The following is a 25,510-nucleotide window of genomic DNA, read 5'->3' on the forward strand; positions in this document are numbered from 1 at the left end:
TTACGGAAAGCGAGAAGGGGAAAATATTGGGTAAATGTCATGGCTAAAGGACGCAAAAAACCTATGCCGATCGCAGGATAATCTTAAGGGGTGGTGTTGCGTGATATTCCGGTTTATTGTTGAAATCCCTGCCTCATCGAATTCCGGAGAACCATCGCGTGTTTCAGAAAGTTGACGCCTATGCCGGCGACCCTATCCTCTCCTTAATGGAGCGTTTCAAAGAAGATCCTCGCAGCGACAAAGTGAACCTCAGCATCGGTCTGTATTACAACGAGGATGGCATTATTCCTCAATTAAAAGCCGTAGCTGAAGCCGAAGCGCGTCTGAACGCTGTTCCACACGGCGCTTCTCTGTATCTGCCGATGGAAGGGCTAAATGCTTATCGCAACACCATCGCACCGCTGCTGTTCGGCGCCGATCACGCGGTGCTCGCGCAAAAACGCGTGGCGACCATCCAGACGCTGGGCGGCTCGGGTGCGCTGAAAGTAGGCGCAGACTTCCTGAAAAAATATTTCCCGGATTCAGGCGTGTGGGTCAGCGACCCGACGTGGGAAAACCACGTAGCGATCTTCGAGGGCGCGGGCTTTAAGGTGGCGACCTATCCGTGGTTTGACAGTGAAACTAACGGCGTGCGCGTTGATGCGCTGCTGGAAAAACTGAACACCCTGCCGGAGCGCAGTATTGTGCTGCTGCATCCGTGCTGCCATAACCCGACCGGTGCCGATCTCACCAATGCCCAGTGGGATGCGGTGATCGAGGTGCTGAAGGCCCGTAACCTGATCCCATTCCTCGATATTGCCTATCAGGGCTTTGGCGCGGGTATGGAAGAAGACGCCTATGCCATTCGCGCCGCTGCCAGCGCCGGGCTGCCTGTTCTGGTGAGTAACTCCTTCTCTAAAATCTTCTCCCTGTACGGTGAACGCGTTGGTGGTCTTTCCGTGGTATGTGAAGACGCCGAAGCAGCCAGCCGCGTGCTGGGTCAGCTGAAAGCGACGGTGCGCCGTATCTACTCCAGCCCGCCAAACTTTGGTGCGCAGGTGGTGGCAACGGTTCTCGGTGACGAAACGCTGAAAGCGTCCTGGCTTGGCGAAGTGGAGGCGATGCGTAAGCGCATCCTGTCGATGCGTCAGGAGTTGGTTAATGTCCTGAAAGAAGCTGTGCCAGGGCATAACTTTGATTATCTGCTCAAGCAGCGCGGGATGTTCAGCTATACCGGACTGAGCGCGGCGCAGGTCGATCGCCTGCGCGAAGAGTTCGGCGTCTACCTGATCGCCAGCGGCCGTATGTGCGTGGCGGGCCTGAATGCCGGCAACGTTCATCGCGTGGCGCAGGCGTTTGCCTCCGTAATGTAAGTATTCACTTACTTGCATGCTATATGTAGGCCGGGTAAGGCGCAGCCGCCACCCGGCTTTTTTGTTCGCGCCGGTGCCAGTCATTGCCCGGTGGCGCTGCGCTTTGTGATCGTCTTCTTTTTATTCCGCTTCATAAGCAAAAACTCCTTCCCTTCACCTCCCGCTGGGGTTATGGTCGGATAGTTTTTTGACCATTCACTCAAAATAAAACGATAACAAGCTGAATATTCAGGGGAAAATATGCGCAAGATCACACTGGCGCTCAGCGCCGCCTGCTTATTGTTCTCACTTAACAGCGCCGTCGTCGCGCGAGCTTCCGCCCCGACGCCGCTTTACACCGGCACTACCGCCGCCATTCTCGCCGAGCAGGCACCCATTCACTGGGTTTCCGTGGCCCAAATCGAAAACAGCCTGATGGGGCGCCCACCAATGGCCGTGGGCTTCGATATTGACGATACCGTCTTGTTCTCAAGCCCGGGATTTTGGCGCGGCAAAAAAATGTATTCTCCCGACAGCGAAGCGTATCTGAAGAACCCGGAGTTCTGGGAAAAAATGAATAACGGCTGGGACGAGTACAGCATTCCGAAAGAGGTCGCCCGGGCGGTAATTGCTATGCATGTTAAGCGTGGCGACAGTATTTATTTCGTCACCGGTCGTAGCCAGACCAAAACGGAAACCGTCTCCAGAACCCTGCAGGACGATTTCCAGATCCCGGCAGCCAACATGAACCCGGTCATTTTTGCCGGTGACAAAGAGGGGCAAAACACCAAAACCCAGTGGCTGGAAAAGAAAAACATCAAAGTGTTTTATGGCGATTCGGATAACGACATTACCGCCGCGCAGGATGCAGGAGCCAGAGGGATCAGGGTGTTACGCGCGTCTAACTCTACCTATCGACCGCTGCCGATGGCCGGAAAGTTTGGCGAAGAGGTGATCGTCAACTCGGAGTACTGAGTCCCTGGCAGCGAGTTTGACTCTTTTTTAATCAAATCTCGCTGCTGCGGGTTTTACCTTTCGTCTTCTTGCTGCACACTTAGAAAGATTCATCTTTCATCACGGAGCAGCCTATGTGGTACCAACAGACCCTGACCTTAAGCGCGAAGCCACGCGGATTTCACCTGGTGACGGATGAAGTCATCGGGCAACTCCGCGACCTGTCGCGCGTCAGAACGGGTTTGCTGCATCTGCTGCTTCAGCATACGTCTGCCTCTCTGACGCTGAATGAAAATTGCGATCCCACCGTCCGGTCTGACATGGAGCGGCATTTTCTGAAGAGCGTCCCGGACAACGCCCCTTACGAGCATGACTATGAGGGGGCAGACGATATGCCTTCGCATATTAAGTCCTCTTTGCTGGGCGTATCGTTGATGCTGCCGGTCCACAACGGGCGGCTGCTGTTGGGAACGTGGCAGGGGATCTGGCTGGGAGAGCATCGCATTCACGGTGGTTCGCGTAAAATTATCGCCACGCTACAAGGGGAATAAAGATGACAATTTCGGAGATACTTCAGTACTGCATGAGCAAGCCCGGCGCGGAGCAGAGCGTCCACAGCGACTGGAAGGCCACGCAGGTTAAGGTGGGGGATGTGCTGTTTGCGATGGTGAAAGAGGTAGAAGGCCGTCCGGCGGCGTCGCTGAAAACCAGCCCTGAACTGGCCGATTTACTCCGTCAGCAGCATGATGACGTGAGGCCGAGCCAGCACCTCAATAAGGCGCACTGGAGCACCGTCTATCTGGATGGATCGATTCCAGGCTCACAAATTTACTACCTGGTGGACGCATCCTATCAGCAGGCGGTTGAGCTGCTGCCGGAAACGACCCGACAGCAGCTCTCCGTGTGACAATTACAGCAACGGTTTAAGGAAGCGCGCGGTGTGCGAGGCTTCGCACTCTGCAACGGTCTCTGGCGTACCGGAGACGAGGATTTCACCGCCGCCGCTGCCGCCTTCCGGGCCGAGATCGACAATCCAGTCCGCGGTTTTAATCACGTCCAGGTTATGTTCGATGACCACGATAGTGTTGCCCTGATCGCGCAGTTGATGCAGCACGTCCAGCAGCTGCTGGATGTCGGCAAAGTGCAGACCGGTGGTCGGCTCATCCAGGATATACAGCGTCTGGCCTGTACCGCGTTTTGACAGCTCGCGCGCCAGCTTCACGCGCTGCGCTTCACCGCCGGACAGCGTCGTTGCGGACTGACCCAGACGAATGTAGGTCAGGCCGACGTCCATCAGCGTCTGCAGCTTACGCGCCAGCGCCGGAACGGCGTCAAAGAACTCGCGCGCCTCTTCGATGGTCATGTCCAGCACTTCGTGGATGGTCTTGCCCTTGTACTTAATCTCCAGCGTTTCGCGGTTATAGCGTTTGCCTTTGCACTGGTCGCACGGCACGTAGATATCCGGCAGGAAGTGCATCTCAACCTTGATCACGCCATCGCCCTGGCACGCTTCGCAGCGGCCGCCGCGTACGTTAAAGCTGAAACGTCCTGGCGTATACCCGCGTGAGCGCGCCTCCGGCACACCGGCAAACAGTTCACGTACGGGCGTGAAAACGCCGGTATAGGTTGCCGGGTTAGAGCGCGGCGTACGGCCAATCGGGCTCTGGTCGATATCGATAACTTTATCGAAATGCTCCAGCCCCTGAATGTCGCGGTACGGTGCCGGCTCTGCCAGCGTCGCACCGTTAAGCGCGGTCTGTGCAATCGGGAACAGCGTATCGTTGATCAGCGTCGATTTACCGGAGCCGGACACGCCGGTGACACAGGTAAACAGCCCGACGGGCAGGGTCAGGGTGACGTCTTTCAGGTTGTTGCCGCGCGCGCCGGTCAGCTTCAGCACTTTTTCCGGATCCGCTGCTACGCGCTGTTTGGGGACGTCAATCTTGCGCTTGCCGCTCATGTACTGGCCGGTCAGCGACTCGGGCACCGCCATAATGTCTTTCAGCGTCCCTTCCGCCACCACCTGGCCACCGTGGACGCCGGCACCCGGGCCGATGTCGATCACGTGGTCAGCGGCGCGAATGGCATCTTCGTCGTGCTCGACCACAATCACCGTGTTACCGAGATTGCGCAGGTGGATCAGGGTGCCGAGCAGACGTTCGTTATCGCGCTGGTGCAGGCCGATTGACGGCTCGTCCAGCACGTACATCACGCCCACCAGGCCCGCACCAATCTGGCTCGCCAGACGAATACGTTGGGCTTCACCGCCGGAGAGCGTTTCTGCCGAGCGGGAAAGCGTCAGGTAGTTCAGGCCGACGTTCACCAGGAACTTCAGGCGATCGCCAATCTCTTTCAGGACTTTTTCAGCGATTTTCGCGCGCTGGCCAGAGAGCTTCAGGTTATTGAAGAAGTCCATCGCGTGGCCGATACTCATGTCTGAGATGGTCGGCAGCGCCGTATTTTCCACAAACACGTGGCGCGCTTCGCGACGCAGGCGCGTGCCCTCGCAGGTGGCGCAGGAGCGGTTGCTGATGAACTTCGCCAGCTCTTCGCGCACCGCGCTGGATTCGGTCTCTTTGTAGCGGCGCTCCATATTGTGCAGCACCCCTTCGAACGGGTGGCGACGCACGGAGGTATCACCGCGATCGTTCATGTATTTGAACTCGATGTTCTCTTTGCCAGAGCCGAACAGGATCACTTTGTGTACGTTCTGGCTCAGGCTGGCCCACGGCGCTTCCACGTCGAACTTGTAGTGCTCTGCCAGCGACTTCAGCATCTGGAAGTAATAGAAGTTACGCTTGTCCCAGCCGCGAATGGCGCCGCCGGCCAACGAAAGCTCCGGATTCTGGATCACGCGGTCCGGATCGAAATACTGCTGCACGCCCAGGCCGTCACACGTCGGGCAGGCGCCCGCCGGGTTGTTGAACGAGAACAGACGCGGTTCCAGCTCGCGCATGCTGTAGCCGCAAATCGGGCAGGCAAAGTTGGCGGAAAAGAGCAGCTCTTCCGCTTTCGGGTCGTCCATGTCGGAGACCACGGCCGTGCCGCCGGAGAGTTCCAGCGCCGTTTCAAACGATTCTGCGAGACGCGTGGCGAGATCGTCACGCACCTTAAAGCGATCAATCACCACCTCGATGGTGTGCTTCTTCTGCAGTTCCAGCTTGGGCGGATCGGACAGGTCGCACACTTCGCCGTCAATACGGGCGCGGATATAGCCCTGGCTTGCCAGGTTTTCCAGCGTTTTGGTGTGCTCACCCTTACGCTCTTTGATGATCGGCGCCAGCAGCATCAGGCGCTTGCCTTCCGGCTGCGACAGGACGTTGTCCACCATCTGGCTGACGGTCTGTGCCGCCAGCGGGACGTCGTGGTCCGGGCAGCGCGGCTCACCCACGCGGGCATACAGCAGACGCAGGTAGTCATGGATTTCAGTAATGGTACCGACCGTTGAACGCGGGTTATGCGAGGTGGATTTCTGCTCAATAGAGATAGCAGGGGACAACCCTTCAATATGGTCGACATCCGGTTTTTCCATCAGCGACAGGAACTGACGCGCGTACGCAGAGAGTGATTCAACGTAACGACGCTGTCCTTCGGCATACAGGGTGTCGAAAGCCAGTGAGGATTTGCCAGACCCCGACAGCCCGGTCACGACAATCAGCTTGTCGCGAGGGATTATCAGGTTGATATTCTTGAGATTGTGGGTGCGGGCGCCCCGAACTTCGATCTTATCCATTCACCTTTCCCGGTTGGAACACGGATTGCCTGGTTTGTTTGAAGGACAAACGGCTGTCAGAAACGGCTAATTATGACACAATTTGACCTGTTTGAATATACAGTATTGGAATGCATTTTCTGATTCGCTGTGTAACAATGTCGAGTTGCGGGAGAACTCTGGAACGTGCTACGCAACTATCAAAGTGCAGCATGGAAATGGTACACTCGCGCGTTTACACTATTAAGAAACGTATTCAGGAGACACGAACATGGCCAGCAGAGGCGTAAACAAGGTGATTCTCGTCGGTAATCTGGGCCAGGACCCGGAAGTACGCTACATGCCGAGTGGTGGCGCAGTTGCCAACATTACGCTGGCTACTTCCGAATCCTGGCGTGATAAAGCGACCGGTGAGATGAAAGAGCAGACCGAATGGCACCGCGTTGTGCTGTTTGGCAAACTGGCCGAAGTGGCCGGTGAGTATCTGCGTAAAGGTTCTCAGGTCTATATCGAAGGCCAGCTGCGCACCCGCAAATGGACCGATCAGTCCGGTGCTGAGAAGTACACGACGGAAGTGGTGGTTAACGTCGGCGGCACCATGCAGATGCTAGGTGGCCGTCAGGGCGGTGGCGCACCAGCAGGTGGCGGCCAGCAGCAAGGCGGTTGGGGTCAGCCTCAGCAGCCGCAGGGTGGCAACCAGTTCAGCGGCGGCGCGCAGTCTCGCCCGCAGCAGCAGTCTGCTCCTGCACCGTCTAACGAACCGCCAATGGATTTCGACGACGACATTCCGTTCTGATTTCCGCGTTCCCCAAACAAAAAACCCAGACATTGTCTGGGTTTTTTTATTCCATAAGGGATCAGGTAATCACCATCGGCCAGTCTGGTGGTGTGTGGCTCATCGCCTCAACCATCACCACTTTGATATTTTCCCAGACAGCGGCCATATCCAGCAGGGTAATGCCAAGCAGACCCGTTGCAAACCAGCAGGCAGCCCCCAGCCCCAACAGCGTGCTGATGACAGCGAGACCCGCGTAGTCAGATTTACGAAACTGAATGTTCAGCGTGCTGGCCAAAAACATCAGTACCGCACTCAACAAAGGCCAGCGCAGGAGTACCATGCTGGTAGTAATGGTTGCCATAAAACCCATCCTCTATAAAACAGACGAACTGAATGAAACAGAGTGTTTTCGTTACATAAGTTGTGTGAACTATATCACGTTTGCTGTTTTATTCGCCAGTCCCGGGATGATGAAAAACGAGTGAATCATAGTTGCCGAGAATTAGTGGGTGCCTGAGTGAAAATATATCTTTGCTGGCTAAGTTCCCCAGTTCCCGCACTCTTTATAATGAATTCATTAAGATAGCAAAACTGATGCAAAAGGACGCACTCTGTACAATGTTTACAGCAATAACCCTATGGCTTATGCTTGAGTGGACAATTAATTTTACTCGCAGCTAACCTTTCAGGTTTTTGAATTTCATTATTTTTTTATTTATTTGTACGTTTTTAATTACACACAACGTTGTTTTTAATTCGCTACGCTGAGATTCAGCCTGCGCGTTGGTTTGTCGATTTTTCGAATCTGAAGAAAGTTGCGTCCGGTTTATCGCCTGATAATCAGCGAAAAAAATGAAAGAAAACCGACGTGAGATTGTTAATGACAGCATGCAGGCATTGCATGCGCTGGCTAAGTTAATGCCCCAGCTTCATGCTCAATGTTCTCTGGCCGACATGCTGGCGACCATCAGTCGCGCGCTGGGCGCAAGCCTTGCCTGGGTCAGCGTTAACGGAGATGACGGGCTGAAGCGCGTGGTATCCGCTGGGGAGATGACCTGCCATCCCCTCGACGTGGCCGATTTCCTGGCGAACACGCTGCTCCAGCGGCATCATCGATCGTGGCGGGTGGTCTACTGGAAAGAGAATATTGGCCGCACGTTATTTCCTCCTCAGCACCCGGGCTATGCGCAACTGCAAAGCGGTGTGCTGTGCAAGCTTTCAACTCAAAACTGGCACTGCAGCGGCTATTTCTTTTTAGCGTTCGAAGAAAGGCTTTCTTCTTTGCCGATCCTGAAAAATATCGTCGTGGTGCTGGTCGAAAAATTAAAAGACTATTTCGCGGAAATTATTGCCCGAGAAAAAACGGCGCAGGAAATGCAGCGCGTCGTGACGCAATATAAGACGCTCTTTGAACGCGCCCCGGTTTTAATGAACTCTTTCGACAAATTTAACCGCTGCGTGCTGTGGAATGCCGAATGTGAAAAAGTATTCGGCTGGACGATGGCGGAGATCGCGGAACATGCCGATCCGCTTTCGCTGTTTTATCCCGATCCTGAAGAGCGGCGGCGGGTAAGAGAGTCGGTCAATGTCTCGCCGCTGAAGGATATGTATGAATGGCATCCGCTACGCAAAGATGGCACCCCCCTGACGGTGCTGTGGTCAAACATTCTGTTGCCGGACAACTCTATCCTCAATATTGGGCTGGATATCACTGAGCGGAAAAAAGCCGAACAGCAGCTCGAAGTTAAAGCCACCACTGACGATCTCACCGGCTGCTTTAACCGGTCGGCGATTTTGCAGCAGCTGGAGCTTGCGCTGGCTTCCAGTGCCAGGCAGGAGGCCAACAGTCATTTTTGCGTTCTGATGTTTGACCTGGATTTTTTCAAACAGATCAACGACGAGTGGGGACACCCGGTGGGCGATGCGGCGCTTCTTCACTTCTGTAATGCTATCCGTGAGTTGGCCCCTTCAGGCTCCGCACTAGGGCGCGTGGGAGGGGAGGAATTTTTGCTCCTGCTGGCGCAAACTGACGGCAATGGCGCTGCGCAACTGTCCGCCAGGTTGCGCACCGTTTTGCAAACTCATCCACTGATAGTGGGCGAGAGAACGCTGTCGCTGTCGTTTAGCGCAGGGGTCGTGGAAGTCCGCGGGGGACAGCGGGATACTTCAGCCTTGCTAAGGCGTGCTGATAAAGCGTTATATGAGGCTAAGCATTTGGGGCGAGGAAAAACGGTGGTGGCGGCTGATTATTTATAAATCAGTGAACACAATACACCCGATCAAATAGCATAAAACGTCATGATGACGGTGTGCTTTTTTCATGCTGCCAGAAGTTTGGCTTAATCAACAATCGTCTGTTGTGTTATCTTCCCACCGCCCTTACGGGCTGGATAATTATTTTCCTTAATTGAAACGGAACGAATACTTACAGTTTCACTTACGGGAAAATATTATCGTCATAACGAAATTTAAGATTTTTAATACGAAAAGTCAGTTGCTAACTTCGCATGATTCATGCAACGTAATCACCTGTTTAACACAGCATCCGGCCTTCATTACTACAGGCGTACAACATGCAGGGATATAGGGCGGGAAATGAATCGTAGCGCGCAGCGCAAGATGCTCAGGGTGGTAGGGATCATCATGGTAGTTATGCTGCCGGTGATGCTTGCGCTATGGTTTGCCCAGCTAAGAGCCGTGTCTGAAACAAGCGCCCAGCTACGGACATTTGCTGAACTAGCTTTAGACAAAACAGAGCTGGTTATACAGCAGGTTGATCTGGCCCGGGACGAGGCGGAAAAATATCGGGGCGAGCTTTGCACCCCGGGACACCGTCAATATATGTTGAACGTTGTTCGTGGCCGCCTGTTTGTTGCCGATTTAATTTATGCTGAAGGTCAGAATTTTCTTTGTTCGACCGTTTTTACACCGGATCGTCCCTACGCTATTCCCGTCGCTAATTACACGCGTAAACCTGACGTCGCTATCTATTATTATCGCGACACCCCATTTTATACTGGTTATAAAATGACATATATGCAGCGTGGAAATTATGTGGTGGTCGTTAATCCACTTTCATACAGCGAAGTCATGTCTGCGGATCATTCTCTCTCGTGGGGGGTATACGACACGGTAACCAATGCTTTCTTTTCCGTCAGTCAGAAAGCCAATGTTTCTTTATTAAATTCGATGATTCGGGATAAGGAATCGGTATTTCAAAAAGATAACCGCTTTTATACGATCGTCACATCCCCCAAAAGACCGATTGCGGCCATCGTGTCGACATCGAATAAACGCTTTTATGAAACGCTTTACCATCAGGCGACATTAACGCTGCCGCTGGGAATGATTTGCAGCATTATTATTTTGCTGGTCTGGTCCCGCACCCATCGAGAGCTCAATTCGCCGGGGCGTTTACTGCACAGGGCGCTGAACAAACGCCAGCTTTGCGTGCACTATCAGCCGATTATTGATATCAAGAACAACCGGTGTGTGGGCGCGGAGGCGTTATTACGCTGGCCTGGTTTTAACGGGCAGGTGATGAGCCCGGCTGAGTTTATTCCGCTGGCTGAAAATGAGGGGATGAGCGAGCGGATTACGGATTATGTCGTTGAGGAAGTGTTCAGTGATTTGGGCCATTTCCTGGCTGAGCATCCGCATCTCTATATTTCGATTAACCTGTCGGCGACGGATTTCCACTCCTCGCGGCTGATCGCCATGATTTCTGAGAAGGCCCGCCACTATGCCGTCCGCGCGCAGCAAATCAAAATTGAAGTGACGGAACGCGGTTTTATCGACGTGCCTAAAACCACGCCGGTGATTCAGGCTTTTCGTCAGGCGGGGTATGAAGTGGCGATCGATGATTTCGGTACCGGCTACTCGAACCTGCACAATCTGTACTCGCTGAACGTCGATATTCTGAAAATCGACAAATCGTTTATCGATACCTTAACGACCAACAGCACCAGCCACCTGATCGCCGAGCATATTATCGAGATGGCGCAAAGCCTGCGACTGAAAACCATTGCGGAAGGGGTTGAGACGGCAGAGCAGGTGAGCTGGCTGTTGAAGCGCGGCGTCCAGTTTTGTCAGGGATGGCACTTCGCGAAAGCGATGCCGCCCCAGGAATTTATGACCTGGCAGCAGCAACCTTTGCACTGAGCGTGATTAATTCAACTGGTGGCGATAGTCGCTCGGCGTGCGGTCAAACTCGCGGCGAAACACGCGGGAAAAGGTTTGTTGCGACACATAGCCAAGATCCATCGCGATATCAAAAATCGGCCGCTGCGTTGAGCGTAGCGCCTGCGCCGCCAGCAGCAGTCTGCGCTGACGAATGTACTCACCCAGCGTTTGATGCATGACCGTACGGAACATTCTCTGTAAATACCATTTCGAATAGCCCGACTTTTTCGCGACCACATCAATGTTCAACGGTTGGTCGATATGGTCATCAATCCATTCAATAAGCGTCTGAATAATCTGCTGATGCGACATAAGGTTGCCCCTCTGTAGATACAACTATCTCGGTTAATTCGTCGTTTTCTCTGCGGGGGAGTATAATTCCTCAAGTTAACTTGAGGTAAAGAGGTTTTATGGAAAAGAGATTGCCGCGCATTAAAGCGCTGTTAACCCCCGGCGAAGTGGCAAAGCGAAGCGGCGTGGCGGTATCGGCGCTCCACTTCTATGAAAGCAAAGGGTTAATCAAGAGCATCCGCAACGGGGGCAACCAGCGTCGCTATACCCGCGACGTGCTCCGCTACGTGGCGATTATCAAAATTGCGCAACGAATCGGAATTCCCCTGGCCACGATCGGCGAGGCATTTGGCGTGCTGCCGGAAGGGCACACGCTGAGCCCGAAAGAGTGGAAAGAGCTGTCGTCCCAGTGGCGTGAAGAGCTGGACAGGCGTATTCATACGCTGGTCGCGCTGCGTGACGAACTGGATGGCTGTATTGGCTGCGGCTGCCTGTCGCGCAGCGACTGCCCGCTGCGTAACCCCGGCGACAAACTGGGCGAGCAGGGGACGGGAGCGCGGTTGCTGGAAGAGGATTGAGATCGGTTTGCCGGGTGGCGCTTCGCTTACCCGGCCTACCAAACCGTCAAATGTAGGCCGGGTAAGGCGTAGCCGCCACCCGGCAAAACCCCACATACATAAAGAACTAAAGCGCCACAAAGGGCGCTTTAGTTTTTCCCGGTCTTTGTCTTTCTCTCTATCCCGCTGGTTCACGGGAGGGTTTCCCCCGACATCAGCACCCCTCGTGTCGAGCTGGTTGGGGAGGTTCCGGATTGTGCTGACACTTTAATTCTATGCAAGGCCCGTTTTTTCGCCAGCGACGCTGACCGGTTTTTAGCCGAATTTTTTTCGCGGTGTTGTTCAATTTTCTATAGTTAAAAAGTATGAATAACAGGAGAAAGCCATGCTCACGGTACACCACCTAAACCAGTCGCGCTCGCACCGCGTAATCTGGGCGCTGGAAGAACTCGGTCTGCCTTATGAGATCGTTCACTATCAGCGCGAAAAGAACATGCTGGCACCTGAGGCGCTCAAAAAGGTGCATCCGTTGGGCAAATCACCGGTTATCGAAGATAACGGACTGATCCTCGCAGAGTCAGGCGCCATTCTGGAGTATCTGCAGGAGACGTACGATGCTGAGTCGCGGCTTAAGCCTTTAGATCCGGCGCATAAGGTGCAGTACCGCTTCTGGCTGCACTACGCGGAAGGATCGCTGATGCCTCTATTGTTAATGAAGCTGGTCTTCAACAGCCTCGGCAAGCCGCCCGTGCCGTTTGGTATCCGAACCCTGGGGAAAGCGCTGGGGCAGGGGGTGCAGAAAGCGTATCTCAACCGCCAGCTGGAAACCCATGCACGCTTTATTGAGTCGCACCTTGCTAAAAACAGCTGGTTTGCCGGGGATTCGCTCAGCATGGCCGACATCCAGATGAGTTTCCCGATCTTTGCCCTGCTGGCGCGCGGCGGTATTAATAACCTGCCGCATAGTCAGGCATGGAAAACGAAGGTTGAAAACAGCCCTGGCTGGCAACGAACCCTGGCACAAGGGGGGCTGTTATCCATCCCAGGGGAGGATTGAAATGTAAACAAATTGCGCATAGACGATAACGTTTGCGCATCCTCTGTTTATTTCTTCAGCGTCATAAGTGAATTTTAGCGAAAAACGATAAAGTTCAGTTGAAAAGGGCGGGGATTAGGCTAGATAATCGTTTGCCTTAATTTGACCACCCGTTTGTAAGCGCGGAGCTAAACGTTTGCTTTTTCTGTGACGCCCTTTCGTCGCAAACGCAACACAAGGATTTGACGTTTAGCTGGCAGTGGCGTCTCCACCTCGCTTACGGACTTCCTAAAAAACTCTCAGGGGATGTTTTCTATGTCTACGCCATCTGCGCGTACTGGCGGTTCACTTGACGCCATGTTTAAAATTTCGGCCCGCGGCAGCACCGTGCGCCAGGAAATCGTTGCCGGTTTGACAACGTTTCTGGCGATGGTTTATTCCGTCATCGTTGTGCCGGGCATGCTGGGGAAAGCGGGCTTCCCGCCAGCAGCTGTCTTTGTAGCGACCTGCCTTGTGGCCGGCGTGGGCTCTATCGTGATGGGCCTGTGGGCGAACCTGCCGCTGGCGATTGGTTGCGCCATCTCCCTGACCGCGTTTACCGCGTTCAGCCTGGTGCTGGGCCAGCACATCAGCGTACCGGTTGCGCTGGGCGCCGTGTTCCTGATGGGTGTGCTGTTTACCGTTATTTCAGCGACCGGCATCCGTAGCTGGATCTTGCGCAACCTGCCGCAGGGCGTGGCGCACGGTACCGGCATCGGCATCGGCCTGTTCCTGCTGCTGATCGCCGCCAACGGCGTCGGTCTGGTCATCAAGAACCCGCTGGACGGTCTGCCGGTGGCGCTCGGCCATTTCGCCAGCTTCCCGGTGATCATGTCGCTGATCGGCCTGGCGGTGATTATCGGTCTGGAAAAACTGAAAGTCCCGGGCGGCATCCTGCTGACCATTATCGGCGTTTCCATTGTCGGCCTGATTTTCGATCCGAACGTCCATTTCTCCGGCATTTTCGCCATGCCGTCGCTGAGCGATGACAAAGGCAACTCTCTGATTGGCAGCCTGGATATCGTTGGCGCGCTGAACCCGGTCATCCTGCCAAGCGTGCTGGCGCTGGTAATGACCGCGGTGTTTGACGCGACCGGGACCATTCGTGCGGTGGCCGGTCAGGCGAACCTGCTGGATAAAGACGGTCAGATTATTGACGGTGGCAAAGCGCTGACGACGGACTCCCTGAGCAGCGTCTTCTCAGGCCTGGTGGGCGCAGCGCCTGCGGCGGTGTACATCGAGTCTGCAGCGGGTACGGCGGCAGGCGGTAAAACCGGCCTGACGGCGATCACCGTGGGCGTGCTGTTCATGCTGATCCTGTTCCTCTCTCCGCTCTCCTACCTGGTTCCGGCGTACGCGACCGCACCAGCGCTGATGTACGTTGGCCTGCTGATGCTGAGCAACGTGGCGAAAATCGACTTTGCGGATTTCGTGGACGCGATGTCTGGCCTGATTACCGCGGTCTTTATCGTGCTGACCTGTAACATCGTGACCGGCATTATGATCGGTTTCGCGTCGCTGGTGATTGGTCGTCTGGTCTCAGGGGAGTGGCGCAAGCTGAACGTTGGCACCGTTGTGATTGCCGTTGCGCTGGTGGCGTTTTACGCGGGCGGCTGGGCAATCTAAATTGGCCTTTGATGCGAAAACGGGTGGCTCAGGCCGCCCGTTTTTATTTTCAGGACTCATCCTGTTGCCTTTTGCGTTACTCTGGGGAAGATAGAATAAAAGGCACGACGCCTTCCGGAGTACATAAGCAACACAGCAAACAGGGAACGCATGGAAATCTTCTTCACAATACTCATCATGACCCTTGTGGTCTCGCTATCCGGGGTGGTTACACGCGTACTGCCCTTTCAGGTCCCCCTGCCATTAATGCAAATTGCCATCGGCGCGCTGCTGGCGTGGCCGACGTTTGGCCTGCACGTGGAATTTGACCCAGAACTGTTCCTCGTGCTGTTCATTCCGCCACTGCTGTTTGCGGATGGCTGGAAAACGCCCACGCGCGAATTCCTTGAGCACGGGCGAGAGATCTTCGGCCTGGCGCTGGCGCTGGTGGTGGTCACCGTCGTCGGGATTGGTTTTCTGATCTACTGGACGGTACCGGGCATTCCGTTAATACCGGCTTTTGCGCTGGCCGCCGTACTGTCGCCAACCGATGCCGTGGCGCTGTCCGGCATTGTGGGTGAAGGTCGTATTCCGAAGAAAATTATGGGGATTTTACAGGGGGAGGCGCTGATGAACGACGCCTCCGGCCTGGTTGCCCTGAAGTTTGCCGTGGCCGTTGCGATGGGCACTATGGTCTTTACCGTCGGCGGCGCGACGCTGGAGTTCTTCAAGGTGGCGATTGGCGGTATTCTCGCGGGCTTCGTGGTGAGCTGGCTGTATGGCCGCTCGCTGCGCTTCCTCAGCCGCTGGGGCGGCGATGAACCCGCTACGCAGATCGTACTGCTGTTCCTGCTGCCGTTCGCCTCTTATCTGATTGCCGAACATATCGGCGTGTCGGGCATTCTGGCGGCAGTGGCGGCAGGGATGACCATTACCCGCTCCGGCGTGATGCGCCGCGCGCCGCTTGCCATGCGTCTGCGTGCAAACAGCACCTGGGCCATGCTGGAGTTTGTCTTTAACGGCATGGTGTTCCTGCTGTTGGGCCTGCAGCTGCCGGGCATTATGGAATCCTCGTTGGTGGCGGCCGAAGCCGATCCGAACGTTGAAGTCTGGATGCTGTTTACCGACATCGTGCTGATCTACCTGGCGCTGATGCTGGTGCGTTTCGGCTGGCTGTGGACGATGAAAAACTTCAGCGTCCGCTTCCTGAAGAAAAAGCCGATGGAGTTTGGTTCGTGGACAACGCGTGAACTGCTGATTGCCTCTTTTGCGGGCGTACGCGGGGCGATCACCCTTGCCGGTGTCCTCTCCATTCCGCTGCTGCTGCCGACGGGCGACGTCTTCCCGGCGCGTTACGAGCTGGTGTTCCTGGCGGCGGGCGTCATTCTGTTCTCACTGTTTGTCGGCGTGATTATGCTGCCGATTTTACTCCAGCATATTGATGTCGGTGATTCGACCCAGCAGCACAAGGAAGAGCGTATTGCGCGTGCAGCGACCGCCGAAGTGGCGATTGTCGCCATCCAGAAAATGGAAGAGCGCCTGGCCGCGGATGCGGAAGAGAACATCGATAATCAGCTGCTGACGGAGGTGAGTTCCCGCGTAATTGGTAACCTTCGCCGCCGCGCGGACGGGCGTAACGATGTGGAAAGCTCGCTGCAGGAGGAGAACCTGGAACGCCGGTTCCGTCTGGCAGCGCTGCGCTCAGAGCGTGCCGAACTGTACCACCTGCGCGCCACGCGCCAGATCAGCAACGAGACGCTGCAAAAGCTGCTGCACGATCTGGACCTGCTGGAAGCGCTGTTGATAGAGAATCAGTAGCGCTGTTTTGCCGGGTGGCGGCTTCGCCTTACCCGGCCTACGGTTCGAACGTAGGCCCGGTAAGCGCAGCGCCACCGGGCACTATTCAGACCGTACCCAAAACCCCTCACAACACTGCAGCCACGCCTGCGCGCTCTGCGACAAATAGACCCCTTCACGCCAGATCATCCCTAACTGCCAGTGCAGATCGCTCTCCAGCGGGATCCAGCGCAGCGTGTTTTTATCCAGACGCTCGCAAATCGGCTGCGGCAGAATGGCAATCCCCACGCCCGCCTGCACCATCGCGGCCAGGAAATCCCATTGTCCGCTGCGTACCGCAATGCGCGGCTTGACGTTATGCTGGTTAAACAGCGTCATCAGCTGGCGGCTGAGGGCGAAGTCTTCGTTGTAGATCAGCAGAGGGTGCTCGCCGAGCAGTTCAGGCTTCACCGACTCCCTCTTTAGCCAGTCGCCGGAGCGGGGCACCAGCACGCACAGCGGGTGGCTAAAGAGCGGAAGCGTCGCCAGGCCGCTCTCTTCCTCAACGGGGAGGGCGGTCATTGCCACGTCGAGCTCGCCGTTAGTGACCGCTTGTTGGACGGTTAACCCACCAAACTCCGAAATCTTCAGCTCTACGCCGGGATAACGCTGGCGAAACAGGCTAATCGGTCCGGCCATCATCATGCCGACCATCGGGGGAATGCCGAGGCGAAGCACCCCTTTGGTCAGATGATTAATATCGTCCAGCTCTGCTTCCAGCTGGCGGAACTCCGCCAGAATCGCCAGCCCGCGTTCGAACACCACGCGTCCGGTGTCGGTCAGCAGCAGCTTGCGCCCGTCGCGGATCAGCAGGGTACAGTTCAGTTCATCTTCGAGGTTTTTCAGCATCTTGCTGATGGTGGGCTGGGTAACAAACAACTTCTCCGCTGCGCGGGTAAAACTTTGCTGACGAACCACTTCGACAAAATAGCGCAGCGTTCTTATGTCCATGATTATTCCTCGAAACTATACCTTTGATGATTTTAATTCATTTCAGTCCACACCGTGCGCTCACTATACTGGCGCCTCGTCTCATTTTTGAGGAAAACCCCCATGGCCGTGGCGTTAAGCCGTGTTACGCCTGCCGTTGTACAACGACTCCAGGTCCCGGTTCAGGTACTGCTCTACGCGGGACTGTTTGTTTTCGCCGAATATCTTGTCGGCTGGCTCCACCTACCGCTGCCTGCCAACCTGGTGGGGATGCTGTTGATGCTGACGCTTATCCTCTGTCGCGTGATCCCCCTTAACTGGGTGCGCGCCGGGGCGCGCTGGCTGCTGGCGGAGATGCTGCTGTTCTTTGTCCCTGCCGTGGTGGCGGTGGTGAACTATGCGCAACTGCTGATGGTGGACGGCTGGCGAATCTTTGCGGTGATCGCGCTGAGTACGTTGATGGTGCTGGGGGCGACCGCCTGGGTCGTGGATAAAGTCTACCGGTTTGAAATCAGCAGGCACAAACATGACTAACTTTCAGATCAGCGTCTTGTGCCTGATCGCGACGCTCGGGATCTACTTCGCCAACAAGCGGCTGTATCGCCGGTTTCATGCGCTGCCGCTGATGCCGCTGGTCTTCACGCCGATCCTGCTGGTGCTGATGCTGGTCTTCGGCCATATCTCCTGGCAGAACTACATTGGTGAATCCCACTGGCTGCTGTGGCTGCTCGGCCCGGCGACCATCGCCTTTGCCGTACCCGTTTATGACAACCTGGCGATTATCAGGCGCCACTGGATGTCGCTCAGCGCAGGCGTGATCACCGCCACGGTGGTCGCGGTCTGTAGCTCCGTCTGGCTGGCGAGACTGTTTACGCTGCCCGATGAAATTCAGCGCAGCCTGGCCGTGCGCTCGGTGACCACGCCGTTTGCGCTGGCGGCGGCTAAACCCCTCGGCGGACAGCCGGACCTGGTGGCGCTGTTTGTGGTGGTGACGGGTGTCTTTGGGATGGCGGTGGGCGATATGCTCTTTCTGCGGCTTTCTATTCGGGAAGGAATGGCCAAAGGCGCGGGATTTGGCGCGGCGTCGCACGGCGCGGGCACGGCACGTTCCTATGAGCTGGGCCAGCAGGAGGGCGTTGTCGCGAGCCTGGTGATGATGCTGTCGGGCGTGGTGATGGTGCTGGTTGCACCGCTGGTGGCGTGGGTGATGTTTTAAGCTCCCCGGCCAGAATGGCCGGGGAGTAAGGTTTAGTGCGCGCGGCCCTGCTCAACGCCAAGACCGGTTTGTGAACGAATAAACTGGGCGCGGAATTTCTCGCGCTCCAGGTTACCCTCCGGCGAATTGTCGGTGGCCGAGAAGACCCAGATACCGATAAACGCCACAGCAATGGAGAACAGCGCCGGGTATTCATACGGGAAGATGGCGCTGGCGTGACCGAGAATCTGCACCCAGATCGTCGGGCCCAGAATCATCAGGATCACCGCCGTCAGCAGCCCCAGCCAGCCGCCAATCATCGCGCCACGGGTGGTCAGTTTCGACCAGTACATGGAGAGCAGGATGATCGGGAAGTTACAGCTTGCCGCGATGGAGAAGGCCAGCCCCACCATAAAGGCGATGTTTTGCTTCTCGAACAGGATGCCCAGCAGGATCGCCACAACGCCCAGCACCAGCACGGTGATTTTGGAGACCTTCAGCTCATCGCGCTCGCTCGCGCCTTTGCGGAAGACGTTGGCGTAGAGGTCATGCGAAACCGCCGACGCCCCGGCCAGCGTTAAACCCGCAACCACCGCAAGAATGGTGGCGAAGGCCACGGCAGAGATAAAGCCGAGGAACAGGTTGCCGCCCACCGCGTCGGCCAGATGCACCGCCGCCATGTTATTGCCGCCAATCAGCGCGCCCGCGGCATCTTTAAACGCCGGGTTTGCACCCACCAGCATGATCGCGCCAAAGCCGATGATAAAGGTCAGGATATAGAAGTAGCCCATGAAGCCGGTAGCGTAGAAGACGCTCTTGCGCGCTTCACGCGCATCGCTCACGGTGAAGAAGCGCATCAGAATGTGCGGTAGACCTGCGGTACCAAACATCAGGCCCAGACCGAGCGACAGGGCAGAAATCGGGTCTTTTACCAGCCCGCCCGGGCTCATAATGGCTTCCCCTTTCGGGTGGACCGCCATGGCTTCGGTAAACAGGTTATTGAAGCTGAACCCGACGTGCTTCATCACCATAAAGGCCATAAAGCTGGCGCCGAACAGCAGCAATACCGCTTTGATGATTTGCACCCAGGTGGTGGCCAGCATGCCGCCGAACAGGACGTACATCACCATCAGCACGCCCACCAGTACCACCGCGATGTGGTAGTTCAGGCCGAACAGCAGTTCGATCAATTTACCCGCGCCCACCATCTGTGCGATCAGATACAGCGCCACCACCACCAGCGAACCGCAAGCGGAGAGGGTGCGAATCGGCCCCTGCTTCAGGCGATACGAGGCCACGTCGGCGAAGGTATAGCGGCCCAGGTTGCGCAGGCGCTCGGCAATCAGGAACAGAATGATCGGCCAGCCGACGAGGAAGCCGAGGGAGTAAATCAGGCCGTCATAGCCGGAGGTGTAGACCAGCGCGGAGATCCCGAGGAACGAGGCGGCGGACATAAAGTCACCCGCAATCGCCAGGCCGTTCTGGAAGCCGGTAATGTTGCCGCCTGCGGTGTAGTAGTCGTTACGGGAGCGCACGCGTTTCGACGCCCAGTACGTAATGTACAGCGTCAGCACCACGAAAATCAGGAACATGATAATCGCCTGCCAGTTGGTTGGCTGGCGCTGTACCTCGCCGGTAATGGCATCCGCCGCGTGGGCGGCAAAGGGAAGTGTGGCGGCTAGCGCCGTCAGGACTCGCTTCATGATGCTTTTACCTCTTGCAGTACCGCTTTATTAAGACGATCGAATTCACCGTTCGCGCGCCAGACGTAGACGCCGGTGAGCACAAATGAAATCACGATCACGCCAATGCCAATGGGAATACCGCGCGTCACGCTGGTCCCCTCGTGTAACGGGGTGCCCAGCCAGTGCGGCGCAAAGGCGATCAGCAGAATAAAGCCGACATAGATAATCAGCATGATGATGGAAAGGGTGAAGGCAAACCGTTGCCGCTTATCGACGAGCTCCCTGTAGTGCGCACTATTCTCTATCTGCTGACAAATATGGTCATTCATCACAGAGTCTCCAAAGGTAAGGTTTGTTTTTATCCCCTCTCCCCTATGGGGAGAGGGTGAGGATGAGGGGAGGAAGGTGCGGTCTGATGCCCTCACCCCGGCCCTCTCCCACGGGGAGAGGGAGAAAAGATTACGATGGCATTGCGATGGCCTGCTTCTCTTCGAGCAGTTTTTCCACCACGCCAGGATCCGCGAGCGTTGAGGTATCACCGAGGTTGCTGGTGTCCCCTGCCGCGATTTTGCGCAAGATACGACGCATAATTTTGCCGGAGCGGGTTTTCGGCAGCGAGTCGGTCCAGTGCAGCACGTCCGGCGTGGCCAGCGGGCCAATCTCTTTACGCACCCAGTTGCGCACTTCTGTATAAAGCTCTGGCGACGGCTCTTCCCCGTGGTTCAGAGTGACATAGGCGTAAATCGCCTGGCCTTTAATGTTGTGCGGAATACCGACAACGGCCGCTTCGGCAATCTTCGGATGCGACACCAGCGCCGATTCAATCTCCGCGGTGCCCAGACGGTGGCCGGAGACGTTCAGCACGTCGTCCACGCGTCCGGTGATCCAGTAATAACCGTCTTCATCACGGCGGGCGCCGTCGCCGCTGAAGTACATGTTTTTAAAGGTCGAGAAGTAGGTCTGCTCGAAGCGATCGTGATCGCCGAACAGGGTACGCGCCTGACCCGGCCACGAGTCCGTGATCACCAGGTTGCCTTCGGTGGCGCCTTCCAGTGGGTTGCCTTCGTTATCCACCAGCGCAGGCTGCACGCCGAAGAACGGACGGGTTGCCGAGCCTGCTTTCAGCTGCGTGGCGCCCGGCATCGGGGTGATCATGAAACCGCCGGTTTCGGTCTGCCACCAGGTATCCATGACCGGGCATTTCTCGTTGCCGATTTTCTTCCAGTACCACTCCCAGGCTTCCGGGTTAATCGGCTCGCCCACGGAACCAAGGATGCGCAATGAAGAGCGGTCGGTGCCTTCGATGGCTTTATCGCCTTCCGCCATTAAGGCGCGGATCGCCGTAGGCGCGGTGTAAAGAATATTGACCTGATGCTTGTCGACCACCTGGCACATACGCGCCGGGGTCGGCCAGTTGGGTACGCCTTCAAACATCAGCGTTGTTGCGCCACAGGCCAGCGGGCCGTACAGCAGGTAGCTGTGCCCGGTGACCCAGCCCACGTCGGCGGTACACCAGTAGATGTCGCCCGGGTGGTAGTCGAAGACGTATTTAAAGGTGGTGGCCGCGTAGACCAGATAGCCGCCGGTGGTGTGCAGCACGCCTTTCGGTTTGCCGGTTGAGCCAGAGGTGTAAAGAATGAAGAGCGGATCTTCCGCATTCATCTCTTCAGGCTGATGCTGGTCGCTCGCTTTTTCAATCAGGTCGCTCCACCACAGGTCGCGCCCCTCGTGCCAGTCGATTTTGCCGCCGGTACGCTTAAGGACGATGACGTTGCTGACCGTTTTGACGTTCGGGTTTTTCAGCGCTTCGTCGACGTTTTTCTTGAGTGGGATACCGCGTCCTGCACGCACGCCTTCATCGGCGGTGATCACCAGTTTTGAGCTTGAATCGACAATACGACCCGCAACCGCCTCTGGCGAGAACCCACCAAAGATAACCGAGTGAATGGCGCCGATACGCGCGCAGGCCAGCATGGCCACCGCCGCTTCCGGCACCATCGGCATATAGATTGCGACCACGTCGCCTTTTTTAATGCCTTTTTCCAGCAGGACGTTGGCAAAGCGGCACACGTCGCGGTGCAGTTCTTTATAAGTAATGTGTTTGCTCTGCGAGGCATCATCGCCTTCCCAGATAATCGCCGTCTCGTTCCCGCGCGCGGCAAGGTGACGGTCAAGGCAGTTCGCCGCCAGGTTCAGCGTGCCATCTTCATACCATTTAATGGAGACGTTACCGGGCGCAAAGGAGGTGTTCTTCACCTTCTGATAAGGTTTGATCCAGTCCAGGATATGACCCTGCTCACCCCAGAAGGTGTCCGGGGCGGTGATAGATTGCTGATATTTCTCGTGGTACTGCTCCGGGTTGATCAGGCAACGGTCCGCAATGTTTGCGGGAATGTCATGTTTGTGTATTTGGCTCATGGCTTTTTTTCTCCTTGTAAGATGTTAATAATATGTCGCAAAAACGTTAATAGTAGGGGCTTTACAAGCTTTGTTTATTATTTGGGCTACAGATCACGCATTGTTTGAACAGGTTGAAAAATGAGCGAATGAAACTTTGAAGGAAAATAATTTATGCTGACGATTATTCACATTTATGTTTAAAAAAGCGTTTTTATAACAAAAGGTTATTTATTAGAAACAGGAGAAACTCCCGTCACGGACGCTTTTACGAGTGAAATGCGTCGTTCTTTAAGGCTTGCGCAACAGGCCGCGCAAATGATACTCATACGCCGCGTTAAAAAATCCCATAAATCGACGCAACACAATTCATACCCTATCAGTATGTCCCCCTATTCATGCAGTTTGAGTGAATAAGGCGCTTCATTGAGGAAGTCAGTTTCTATGAAAAACGTTAAAGTCAGCCTGGCCTGGCAGATCTTAATTGCCCTTGTGCTGGGCATCCTGCTGGGCAGTTACCTCCACTATCACAGCGACAGCCGCGACTGGCTGATTGCGAACCTGCTTTCACCGGCAGGGGATATCTTTATTCATCTGATCAAGATGATTGTGGTACCAATTGTGATCTCGACGCTGGTGGTGGGTATTGCGGGCGTCGGCGATGCGAAGCAGTTAGGTCGTATTGGTGCGAAAACCATTATCTATTTCGAAGTGATCACTACGGTTGCGATCATTCTCGGTATCACCCTGGCGAACGTGTTCCAGCCGGGTTCCGGGATTGATATGTCGCAGTTGGCTACGGTGGATATTTCGAAATACCAAAGTACAACCGCTGACGTGCAGAGCCATGCGCACGGCCTGATGGGCACTATCCTTTCTCTGGTACCGACCAACATCGTGGCATCGATGGCGAAGGGCGAGATGTTGCCTATTATCTTCTTCTCGGTCCTGTTTGGTCTGGGGCTCTCCTCTCTGCCCGCGACGCACCGCGAACCGCTGGTAACCGTGTTCCGCTCTATCTCCGAGACCATGTTTAAAGTGACCCACATGGTGATGCGTTACGCGCCGGTAGGGGTGTTTGCGCTTATTGCCGTCACCGTGGCGAACTTCGGTTTTGCCTCCCTCTGGCCGCTGGCGAAGCTGGTGATTCTGGTGCACTTCGCGATCCTGTTCTTTGCGCTGGTGGTGCTGGGCATCGTGGCGCGTCTGTGCGGGCTGAGCATCTGGATCCTGATCCGTATCCTGAAAGATGAGCTGATTCTGGCCTACTCCACGGCAAGCTCTGAGAGCGTGCTGCCGCGTATTATTGAGAAGATGGAAGCCTACGGCGCGCCAGCGTCGATCACCAGCTTCGTGGTGCCGACCGGTTACTCCTTTAACCTGGATGGTTCCACGCTGTACCAGAGTATCGCCGCTATCTTTATTGCCCAGCTGTACGGCATTGACCTGTCGCTGTGGCAGGAGATCGTCCTGGTGCTGACGCTGATGGTGACCTCTAAAGGTATCGCAGGCGTACCGGGCGTGTCGTTCGTGGTGCTGCTGGCGACGCTGGGCAGCGTCGGTATTCCGCTGGAAGGTTTGGCCTTTATTGCCGGTGTGGACCGTATCCTCGACATGGCGCGTACGGCGCTGAACGTGGTGGGTAATGCACTGGCGGTGCTGGTTATCGCCAAGTGGGAACACAAATTCGATCGTAAAAAGGCGCTGGCGTATGAACGCGAGGTGCTGGGTCGTTTTGATAAGACTGCCGATCGCTAACCTCTTAAGCCCGGTGGCGCTGCGCTTACCGGGCCTACGGGTCTTGTAGGCCGGGTAAGGCGAAACCGCCACCCGGCACTTTACTCCTCGCTCAACGCATCAAACTCTTCACATCCCGTATCAAACCCTTCCGTACAGCTCAGGTTCAACCAGTACAGTGCTTTCTGCTTATTTGGCGTGATAAAGCCTTTCTCACCCTGCCTGAACAACATCCCTGCCCAGTACTCGGCGTAGCCCGTACGCGAAAGGGCTGAACTTCGCTTGAACCACGAGGCAGCCTGCACGTCATCCTGCGCCACCTCTACGCCGTTGGCATAAATCAACCCCAGCAACAGCTGCGCATCGACCGCAGAGTCACTGTCGATATCTTCGGTTGCCGTTTGCAGCAGTCTGATAGCCTGCGGATAGTCCGTTTTCCCCGCCTGAGTATTTACCAGAATGCGCGCCAGCATGATCGCGCCGCGTTTGCTGCCAGCAATGTTTGCCTGTTGGGCCAGGGCTTTGGCCTGTGCGTAATCGCCCTGTGTAAAGAGGATTTGCGAGAGCAACCCCATGGCGTCGACATCACCGCCTTTCGCGGCTTTCTCGGCCCACAGCGCGGCCTGCTTGCTGTCGCCGGAGCTGAAGTACGTATCGGCAAGATAATACTGGGCACGCGCATCACCGGCTTCCGCCTGTTTCCGATACTGGCTGCCTATCTCATCCGCGCGGACGAAGGACGTTAAAAACACTAACAACAGAAAAATGGCTTTCATGGATTCTTATCATCTGAGTACACGCCGCGCAGTATAATCGCGGGCGCAAAAGAAAAAAATGGGTGCATTAAGACCTCAGCATCCTACAAGCCGGGCGGAACCGTTGTTCCGCCCATAGAGGTTAGCCTGGGTTGCAGGCTAATTTAGCCGCCACCTCCTGATGTTCACTCTTTATTGAAAACTCGCAGAGCTTACCGCGAGTAATAAAGGTAAAGATCACTATCGTCAGGCAAACAATAAAGACGATGCCTAACGCAGTTTTTAATGGCGTCATGCCTTTTACTCCTTGTCAAAAAAAGAATAAGAGGCTACTCTCAACTTGTTGGAGTTGAGGGAGTAGCCTCGGGTAAATGAAAATTTCCCGGGGCTTTCTACTTTCTGTCCCTCAACAATGCTCAAGACAGAAAGTCTTAAGCACCCGCCGTATATCTTATCCCTCTGAATTAAAATGCAAAGATGTAATTCTTTT

General features: G+C 55.6%; 23 protein-coding genes. 14 read left to right on the forward strand and 9 right to left on the reverse strand.

Going from position 1 to position 25,510, the window contains the following annotated elements; all coding sequences use genetic code 11:
- Positions 1 to 158 precede the first annotated feature (158 nt).
- The 4 genes from tyrB (at position 159) to F3J31_RS20840 (ending at position 3,192) form a co-directional block, all read left to right on the forward strand.
- Positions 159 to 1,352 carry an aromatic amino acid transaminase gene (tyrB, locus tag F3J31_RS20825; RefSeq protein ID WP_048226451.1) on the forward strand — a complete coding sequence of 398 codons (1,194 nt, stop codon included), beginning with the start codon at positions 159 to 161 and terminating at the stop codon, positions 1,350 to 1,352.
- A 240-nt stretch (positions 1,353 to 1,592) separates the two neighbouring features.
- Positions 1,593 to 2,306: an acid phosphatase AphA gene (gene aphA / locus F3J31_RS20830; protein ID WP_111967844.1), complete on the forward strand. Its 714-nt coding sequence runs from the start codon at positions 1,593 to 1,595 to the stop codon at positions 2,304 to 2,306.
- 113 nt (positions 2,307 to 2,419) lie between these two features.
- A complete protein-coding gene (locus F3J31_RS20835; protein ID WP_045909174.1) occupies positions 2,420 to 2,836 on the forward strand; it encodes a secondary thiamine-phosphate synthase enzyme YjbQ in 417 nt (138 codons plus the stop codon).
- A 2-nt stretch (positions 2,837 to 2,838) separates the two neighbouring features.
- Positions 2,839 to 3,192, forward strand: a complete 354-nt coding sequence (locus F3J31_RS20840) for an MmcQ/YjbR family DNA-binding protein (protein ID WP_008503382.1) — start codon at positions 2,839 to 2,841, stop codon at positions 3,190 to 3,192.
- Between the two features lie 3 nt (positions 3,193 to 3,195).
- Here the strand turns inward: F3J31_RS20840 and uvrA are convergent, their stop codons facing one another.
- Positions 3,196 to 6,018, reverse strand: coding sequence for an excinuclease ABC subunit UvrA (uvrA, locus tag F3J31_RS20845; RefSeq protein WP_167215082.1), 2,823 nt, complete (start codon positions 6,016 to 6,018; stop codon positions 3,196 to 3,198).
- Positions 6,019 to 6,268: 250 nt separating this feature from the next.
- Between uvrA and ssb1 the strand changes: the two genes are divergently transcribed.
- Positions 6,269 to 6,793 carry a single-stranded DNA-binding protein SSB1 gene (gene ssb1, locus F3J31_RS20850; RefSeq protein ID WP_008503384.1) on the forward strand — a complete coding sequence of 175 codons (525 nt, stop codon included), beginning with the start codon at positions 6,269 to 6,271 and terminating at the stop codon, positions 6,791 to 6,793.
- Between the two features lie 61 nt (positions 6,794 to 6,854).
- Here the strand turns inward: ssb1 and F3J31_RS20855 are convergent, their stop codons facing one another.
- Positions 6,855 to 7,136, reverse strand: a complete 282-nt coding sequence (locus F3J31_RS20855; protein ID WP_045261050.1) for a YjcB family protein — start codon at positions 7,134 to 7,136, stop codon at positions 6,855 to 6,857.
- A 491-nt stretch (positions 7,137 to 7,627) separates the two neighbouring features.
- Here F3J31_RS20855 and F3J31_RS20860 point away from each other — a divergent pair, with 491 nt between their 5' ends.
- Entirely contained in the window at positions 7,628 to 9,031 is a 1,404-nt protein-coding gene (locus F3J31_RS20860; RefSeq protein WP_045909176.1) for a sensor domain-containing diguanylate cyclase, read from the forward strand.
- A gap of 339 nt (positions 9,032 to 9,370) precedes the next feature.
- Positions 9,371 to 10,936 (forward strand): EAL domain-containing protein, encoded by a 1,566-nt coding sequence (locus F3J31_RS20865; protein ID WP_048030238.1) that lies wholly within the window; start codon positions 9,371 to 9,373, stop codon positions 10,934 to 10,936.
- Positions 10,937 to 10,942: 6 nt separating this feature from the next.
- Here F3J31_RS20865 and soxS read toward each other — a convergent pair whose 3' ends face one another.
- Positions 10,943 to 11,269 carry a superoxide response transcriptional regulator SoxS gene (soxS, locus tag F3J31_RS20870; RefSeq protein ID WP_008503387.1) on the reverse strand — a complete coding sequence of 109 codons (327 nt, stop codon included), beginning with the start codon at positions 11,267 to 11,269 and terminating at the stop codon, positions 10,943 to 10,945.
- A gap of 98 nt (positions 11,270 to 11,367) precedes the next feature.
- On the opposite strand from soxS, the gene soxR reads away from it, so the two are divergent.
- From soxR to F3J31_RS20890, 4 genes are all read left to right on the forward strand, one after another.
- Positions 11,368 to 11,826: a redox-sensitive transcriptional activator SoxR gene (soxR, locus tag F3J31_RS20875; protein ID WP_008503388.1), complete on the forward strand. Its 459-nt coding sequence runs from the start codon at positions 11,368 to 11,370 to the stop codon at positions 11,824 to 11,826.
- Between the two features lie 364 nt (positions 11,827 to 12,190).
- Positions 12,191 to 12,862: a glutathione S-transferase gene (locus F3J31_RS20880; RefSeq protein ID WP_167215085.1), complete on the forward strand. Its 672-nt coding sequence runs from the start codon at positions 12,191 to 12,193 to the stop codon at positions 12,860 to 12,862.
- Between the two features lie 294 nt (positions 12,863 to 13,156).
- Entirely contained in the window at positions 13,157 to 14,506 is a 1,350-nt protein-coding gene (gene ghxP, locus F3J31_RS20885; protein ID WP_008503390.1) for a guanine/hypoxanthine transporter GhxP, read from the forward strand.
- A 150-nt stretch (positions 14,507 to 14,656) separates the two neighbouring features.
- Positions 14,657 to 16,303, forward strand: coding sequence for a Na+/H+ antiporter (locus F3J31_RS20890; RefSeq protein WP_008503391.1), 1,647 nt, complete (start codon positions 14,657 to 14,659; stop codon positions 16,301 to 16,303).
- Positions 16,304 to 16,384: 81 nt separating this feature from the next.
- Here F3J31_RS20890 and F3J31_RS20895 read toward each other — a convergent pair whose 3' ends face one another.
- A complete protein-coding gene (locus tag F3J31_RS20895; protein ID WP_024906729.1) occupies positions 16,385 to 17,272 on the reverse strand; it encodes a LysR family transcriptional regulator in 888 nt (295 codons plus the stop codon).
- 102 nt (positions 17,273 to 17,374) lie between these two features.
- Here F3J31_RS20895 and F3J31_RS20900 point away from each other — a divergent pair, with 102 nt between their 5' ends.
- Positions 17,375 to 17,785, forward strand: coding sequence for a CidA/LrgA family protein (locus F3J31_RS20900; protein ID WP_021242769.1), 411 nt, complete (start codon positions 17,375 to 17,377; stop codon positions 17,783 to 17,785).
- Positions 17,778 to 18,467 (forward strand): LrgB family protein, encoded by a 690-nt coding sequence (locus tag F3J31_RS20905; RefSeq protein WP_045909180.1) that lies wholly within the window; start codon positions 17,778 to 17,780, stop codon positions 18,465 to 18,467. The genes F3J31_RS20900 and F3J31_RS20905 overlap by 8 nt, the downstream gene beginning before the upstream one ends.
- A 32-nt stretch (positions 18,468 to 18,499) precedes the next feature.
- Here the strand turns inward: F3J31_RS20905 and actP are convergent, their stop codons facing one another.
- From actP to acs, 3 genes are all read right to left on the reverse strand, one after another.
- Entirely contained in the window at positions 18,500 to 20,149 is a 1,650-nt protein-coding gene (gene actP, locus F3J31_RS20910; protein WP_045909181.1) for a cation/acetate symporter ActP, read from the reverse strand.
- A complete protein-coding gene (locus tag F3J31_RS20915; RefSeq protein WP_008503396.1) occupies positions 20,146 to 20,460 on the reverse strand; it encodes a DUF485 domain-containing protein in 315 nt (104 codons plus the stop codon). The genes actP and F3J31_RS20915 overlap by 4 nt, the downstream gene beginning before the upstream one ends.
- Positions 20,461 to 20,590: 130 nt before the next feature.
- The gene (acs, locus tag F3J31_RS20920) at positions 20,591 to 22,549 is read right to left on the reverse strand and encodes an acetate--CoA ligase (RefSeq protein WP_045909182.1); all 1,959 of its coding nucleotides are present in this window, start codon (positions 22,547 to 22,549) and stop codon (positions 20,591 to 20,593) included.
- Between the two features lie 423 nt (positions 22,550 to 22,972).
- Here acs and gltP point away from each other — a divergent pair, with 423 nt between their 5' ends.
- The gene (gene gltP, locus F3J31_RS20925; protein ID WP_045909183.1) at positions 22,973 to 24,286 is read left to right on the forward strand and encodes a glutamate/aspartate:proton symporter GltP; all 1,314 of its coding nucleotides are present in this window, start codon (positions 22,973 to 22,975) and stop codon (positions 24,284 to 24,286) included.
- A gap of 80 nt (positions 24,287 to 24,366) precedes the next feature.
- Here the strand turns inward: gltP and F3J31_RS20930 are convergent, their stop codons facing one another.
- Together F3J31_RS20930 and F3J31_RS20935 are read right to left on the reverse strand one after the other, a co-directional pair.
- Entirely contained in the window at positions 24,367 to 25,041 is a 675-nt protein-coding gene (locus F3J31_RS20930; protein ID WP_167215088.1) for a tetratricopeptide repeat protein, read from the reverse strand.
- 121 nt (positions 25,042 to 25,162) lie between these two features.
- Positions 25,163 to 25,315: a Hok/Gef family protein gene (locus tag F3J31_RS20935; protein ID WP_045909184.1), complete on the reverse strand. Its 153-nt coding sequence runs from the start codon at positions 25,313 to 25,315 to the stop codon at positions 25,163 to 25,165.
- Between the last annotated feature and the right edge of the window lie 195 nt (positions 25,316 to 25,510).

The sequence above is a fragment of the Enterobacter sp. Acro-832 genome (assembly GCF_011752745.1).
Classification (GTDB): domain Bacteria; phylum Pseudomonadota; class Gammaproteobacteria; order Enterobacterales; family Enterobacteriaceae; genus Enterobacter; species Enterobacter quasiroggenkampii.

What these genes read in the sequence shown, in the direction of transcription:
- F3J31_RS20855 (WP_045261050.1), bottom strand. Translation starts at nt 7,136, where the DNA reads ATGGCAACCATTACTACCAGCATGGTACTCCTGCGCTGGCCTTTGTTG.
- F3J31_RS20860 (WP_045909176.1), top strand. Translation starts at nt 7,628, where the DNA reads ATGAAAGAAAACCGACGTGAGATTGTTAATGACAGCATGCAGGCATTG.
- ghxP (WP_008503390.1), top strand. Translation starts at nt 13,157, where the DNA reads ATGTCTACGCCATCTGCGCGTACTGGCGGTTCACTTGACGCCATGTTT.
- F3J31_RS20930 (WP_167215088.1), bottom strand. Translation starts at nt 25,041, where the DNA reads ATGAAAGCCATTTTTCTGTTGTTAGTGTTTTTAACGTCCTTCGTCCGC.
- uvrA (WP_167215082.1), bottom strand. Translation starts at nt 6,018, where the DNA reads ATGGATAAGATCGAAGTTCGGGGCGCCCGCACCCACAATCTCAAGAAT.
- ssb1 (WP_008503384.1), top strand. Translation starts at nt 6,269, where the DNA reads ATGGCCAGCAGAGGCGTAAACAAGGTGATTCTCGTCGGTAATCTGGGC.
- F3J31_RS20840 (WP_008503382.1), top strand. Translation starts at nt 2,839, where the DNA reads ATGACAATTTCGGAGATACTTCAGTACTGCATGAGCAAGCCCGGCGCG.
- actP (WP_045909181.1), bottom strand. Translation starts at nt 20,149, where the DNA reads ATGAAGCGAGTCCTGACGGCGCTAGCCGCCACACTTCCCTTTGCCGCC.
- gltP (WP_045909183.1), top strand. Translation starts at nt 22,973, where the DNA reads ATGAAAAACGTTAAAGTCAGCCTGGCCTGGCAGATCTTAATTGCCCTT.
- F3J31_RS20880 (WP_167215085.1), top strand. Translation starts at nt 12,191, where the DNA reads ATGCTCACGGTACACCACCTAAACCAGTCGCGCTCGCACCGCGTAATC.
- F3J31_RS20895 (WP_024906729.1), bottom strand. Translation starts at nt 17,272, where the DNA reads ATGGACATAAGAACGCTGCGCTATTTTGTCGAAGTGGTTCGTCAGCAA.
- F3J31_RS20905 (WP_045909180.1), top strand. Translation starts at nt 17,778, where the DNA reads ATGACTAACTTTCAGATCAGCGTCTTGTGCCTGATCGCGACGCTCGGG.
- F3J31_RS20865 (WP_048030238.1), top strand. Translation starts at nt 9,371, where the DNA reads ATGAATCGTAGCGCGCAGCGCAAGATGCTCAGGGTGGTAGGGATCATC.
- F3J31_RS20890 (WP_008503391.1), top strand. Translation starts at nt 14,657, where the DNA reads ATGGAAATCTTCTTCACAATACTCATCATGACCCTTGTGGTCTCGCTA.
- aphA (WP_111967844.1), top strand. Translation starts at nt 1,593, where the DNA reads ATGCGCAAGATCACACTGGCGCTCAGCGCCGCCTGCTTATTGTTCTCA.
- F3J31_RS20835 (WP_045909174.1), top strand. Translation starts at nt 2,420, where the DNA reads ATGTGGTACCAACAGACCCTGACCTTAAGCGCGAAGCCACGCGGATTT.
- soxS (WP_008503387.1), bottom strand. Translation starts at nt 11,269, where the DNA reads ATGTCGCATCAGCAGATTATTCAGACGCTTATTGAATGGATTGATGAC.
- acs (WP_045909182.1), bottom strand. Translation starts at nt 22,549, where the DNA reads ATGAGCCAAATACACAAACATGACATTCCCGCAAACATTGCGGACCGT.
- F3J31_RS20900 (WP_021242769.1), top strand. Translation starts at nt 17,375, where the DNA reads ATGGCCGTGGCGTTAAGCCGTGTTACGCCTGCCGTTGTACAACGACTC.
- F3J31_RS20935 (WP_045909184.1), bottom strand. Translation starts at nt 25,315, where the DNA reads ATGACGCCATTAAAAACTGCGTTAGGCATCGTCTTTATTGTTTGCCTG.
- F3J31_RS20915 (WP_008503396.1), bottom strand. Translation starts at nt 20,460, where the DNA reads ATGAATGACCATATTTGTCAGCAGATAGAGAATAGTGCGCACTACAGG.
- soxR (WP_008503388.1), top strand. Translation starts at nt 11,368, where the DNA reads ATGGAAAAGAGATTGCCGCGCATTAAAGCGCTGTTAACCCCCGGCGAA.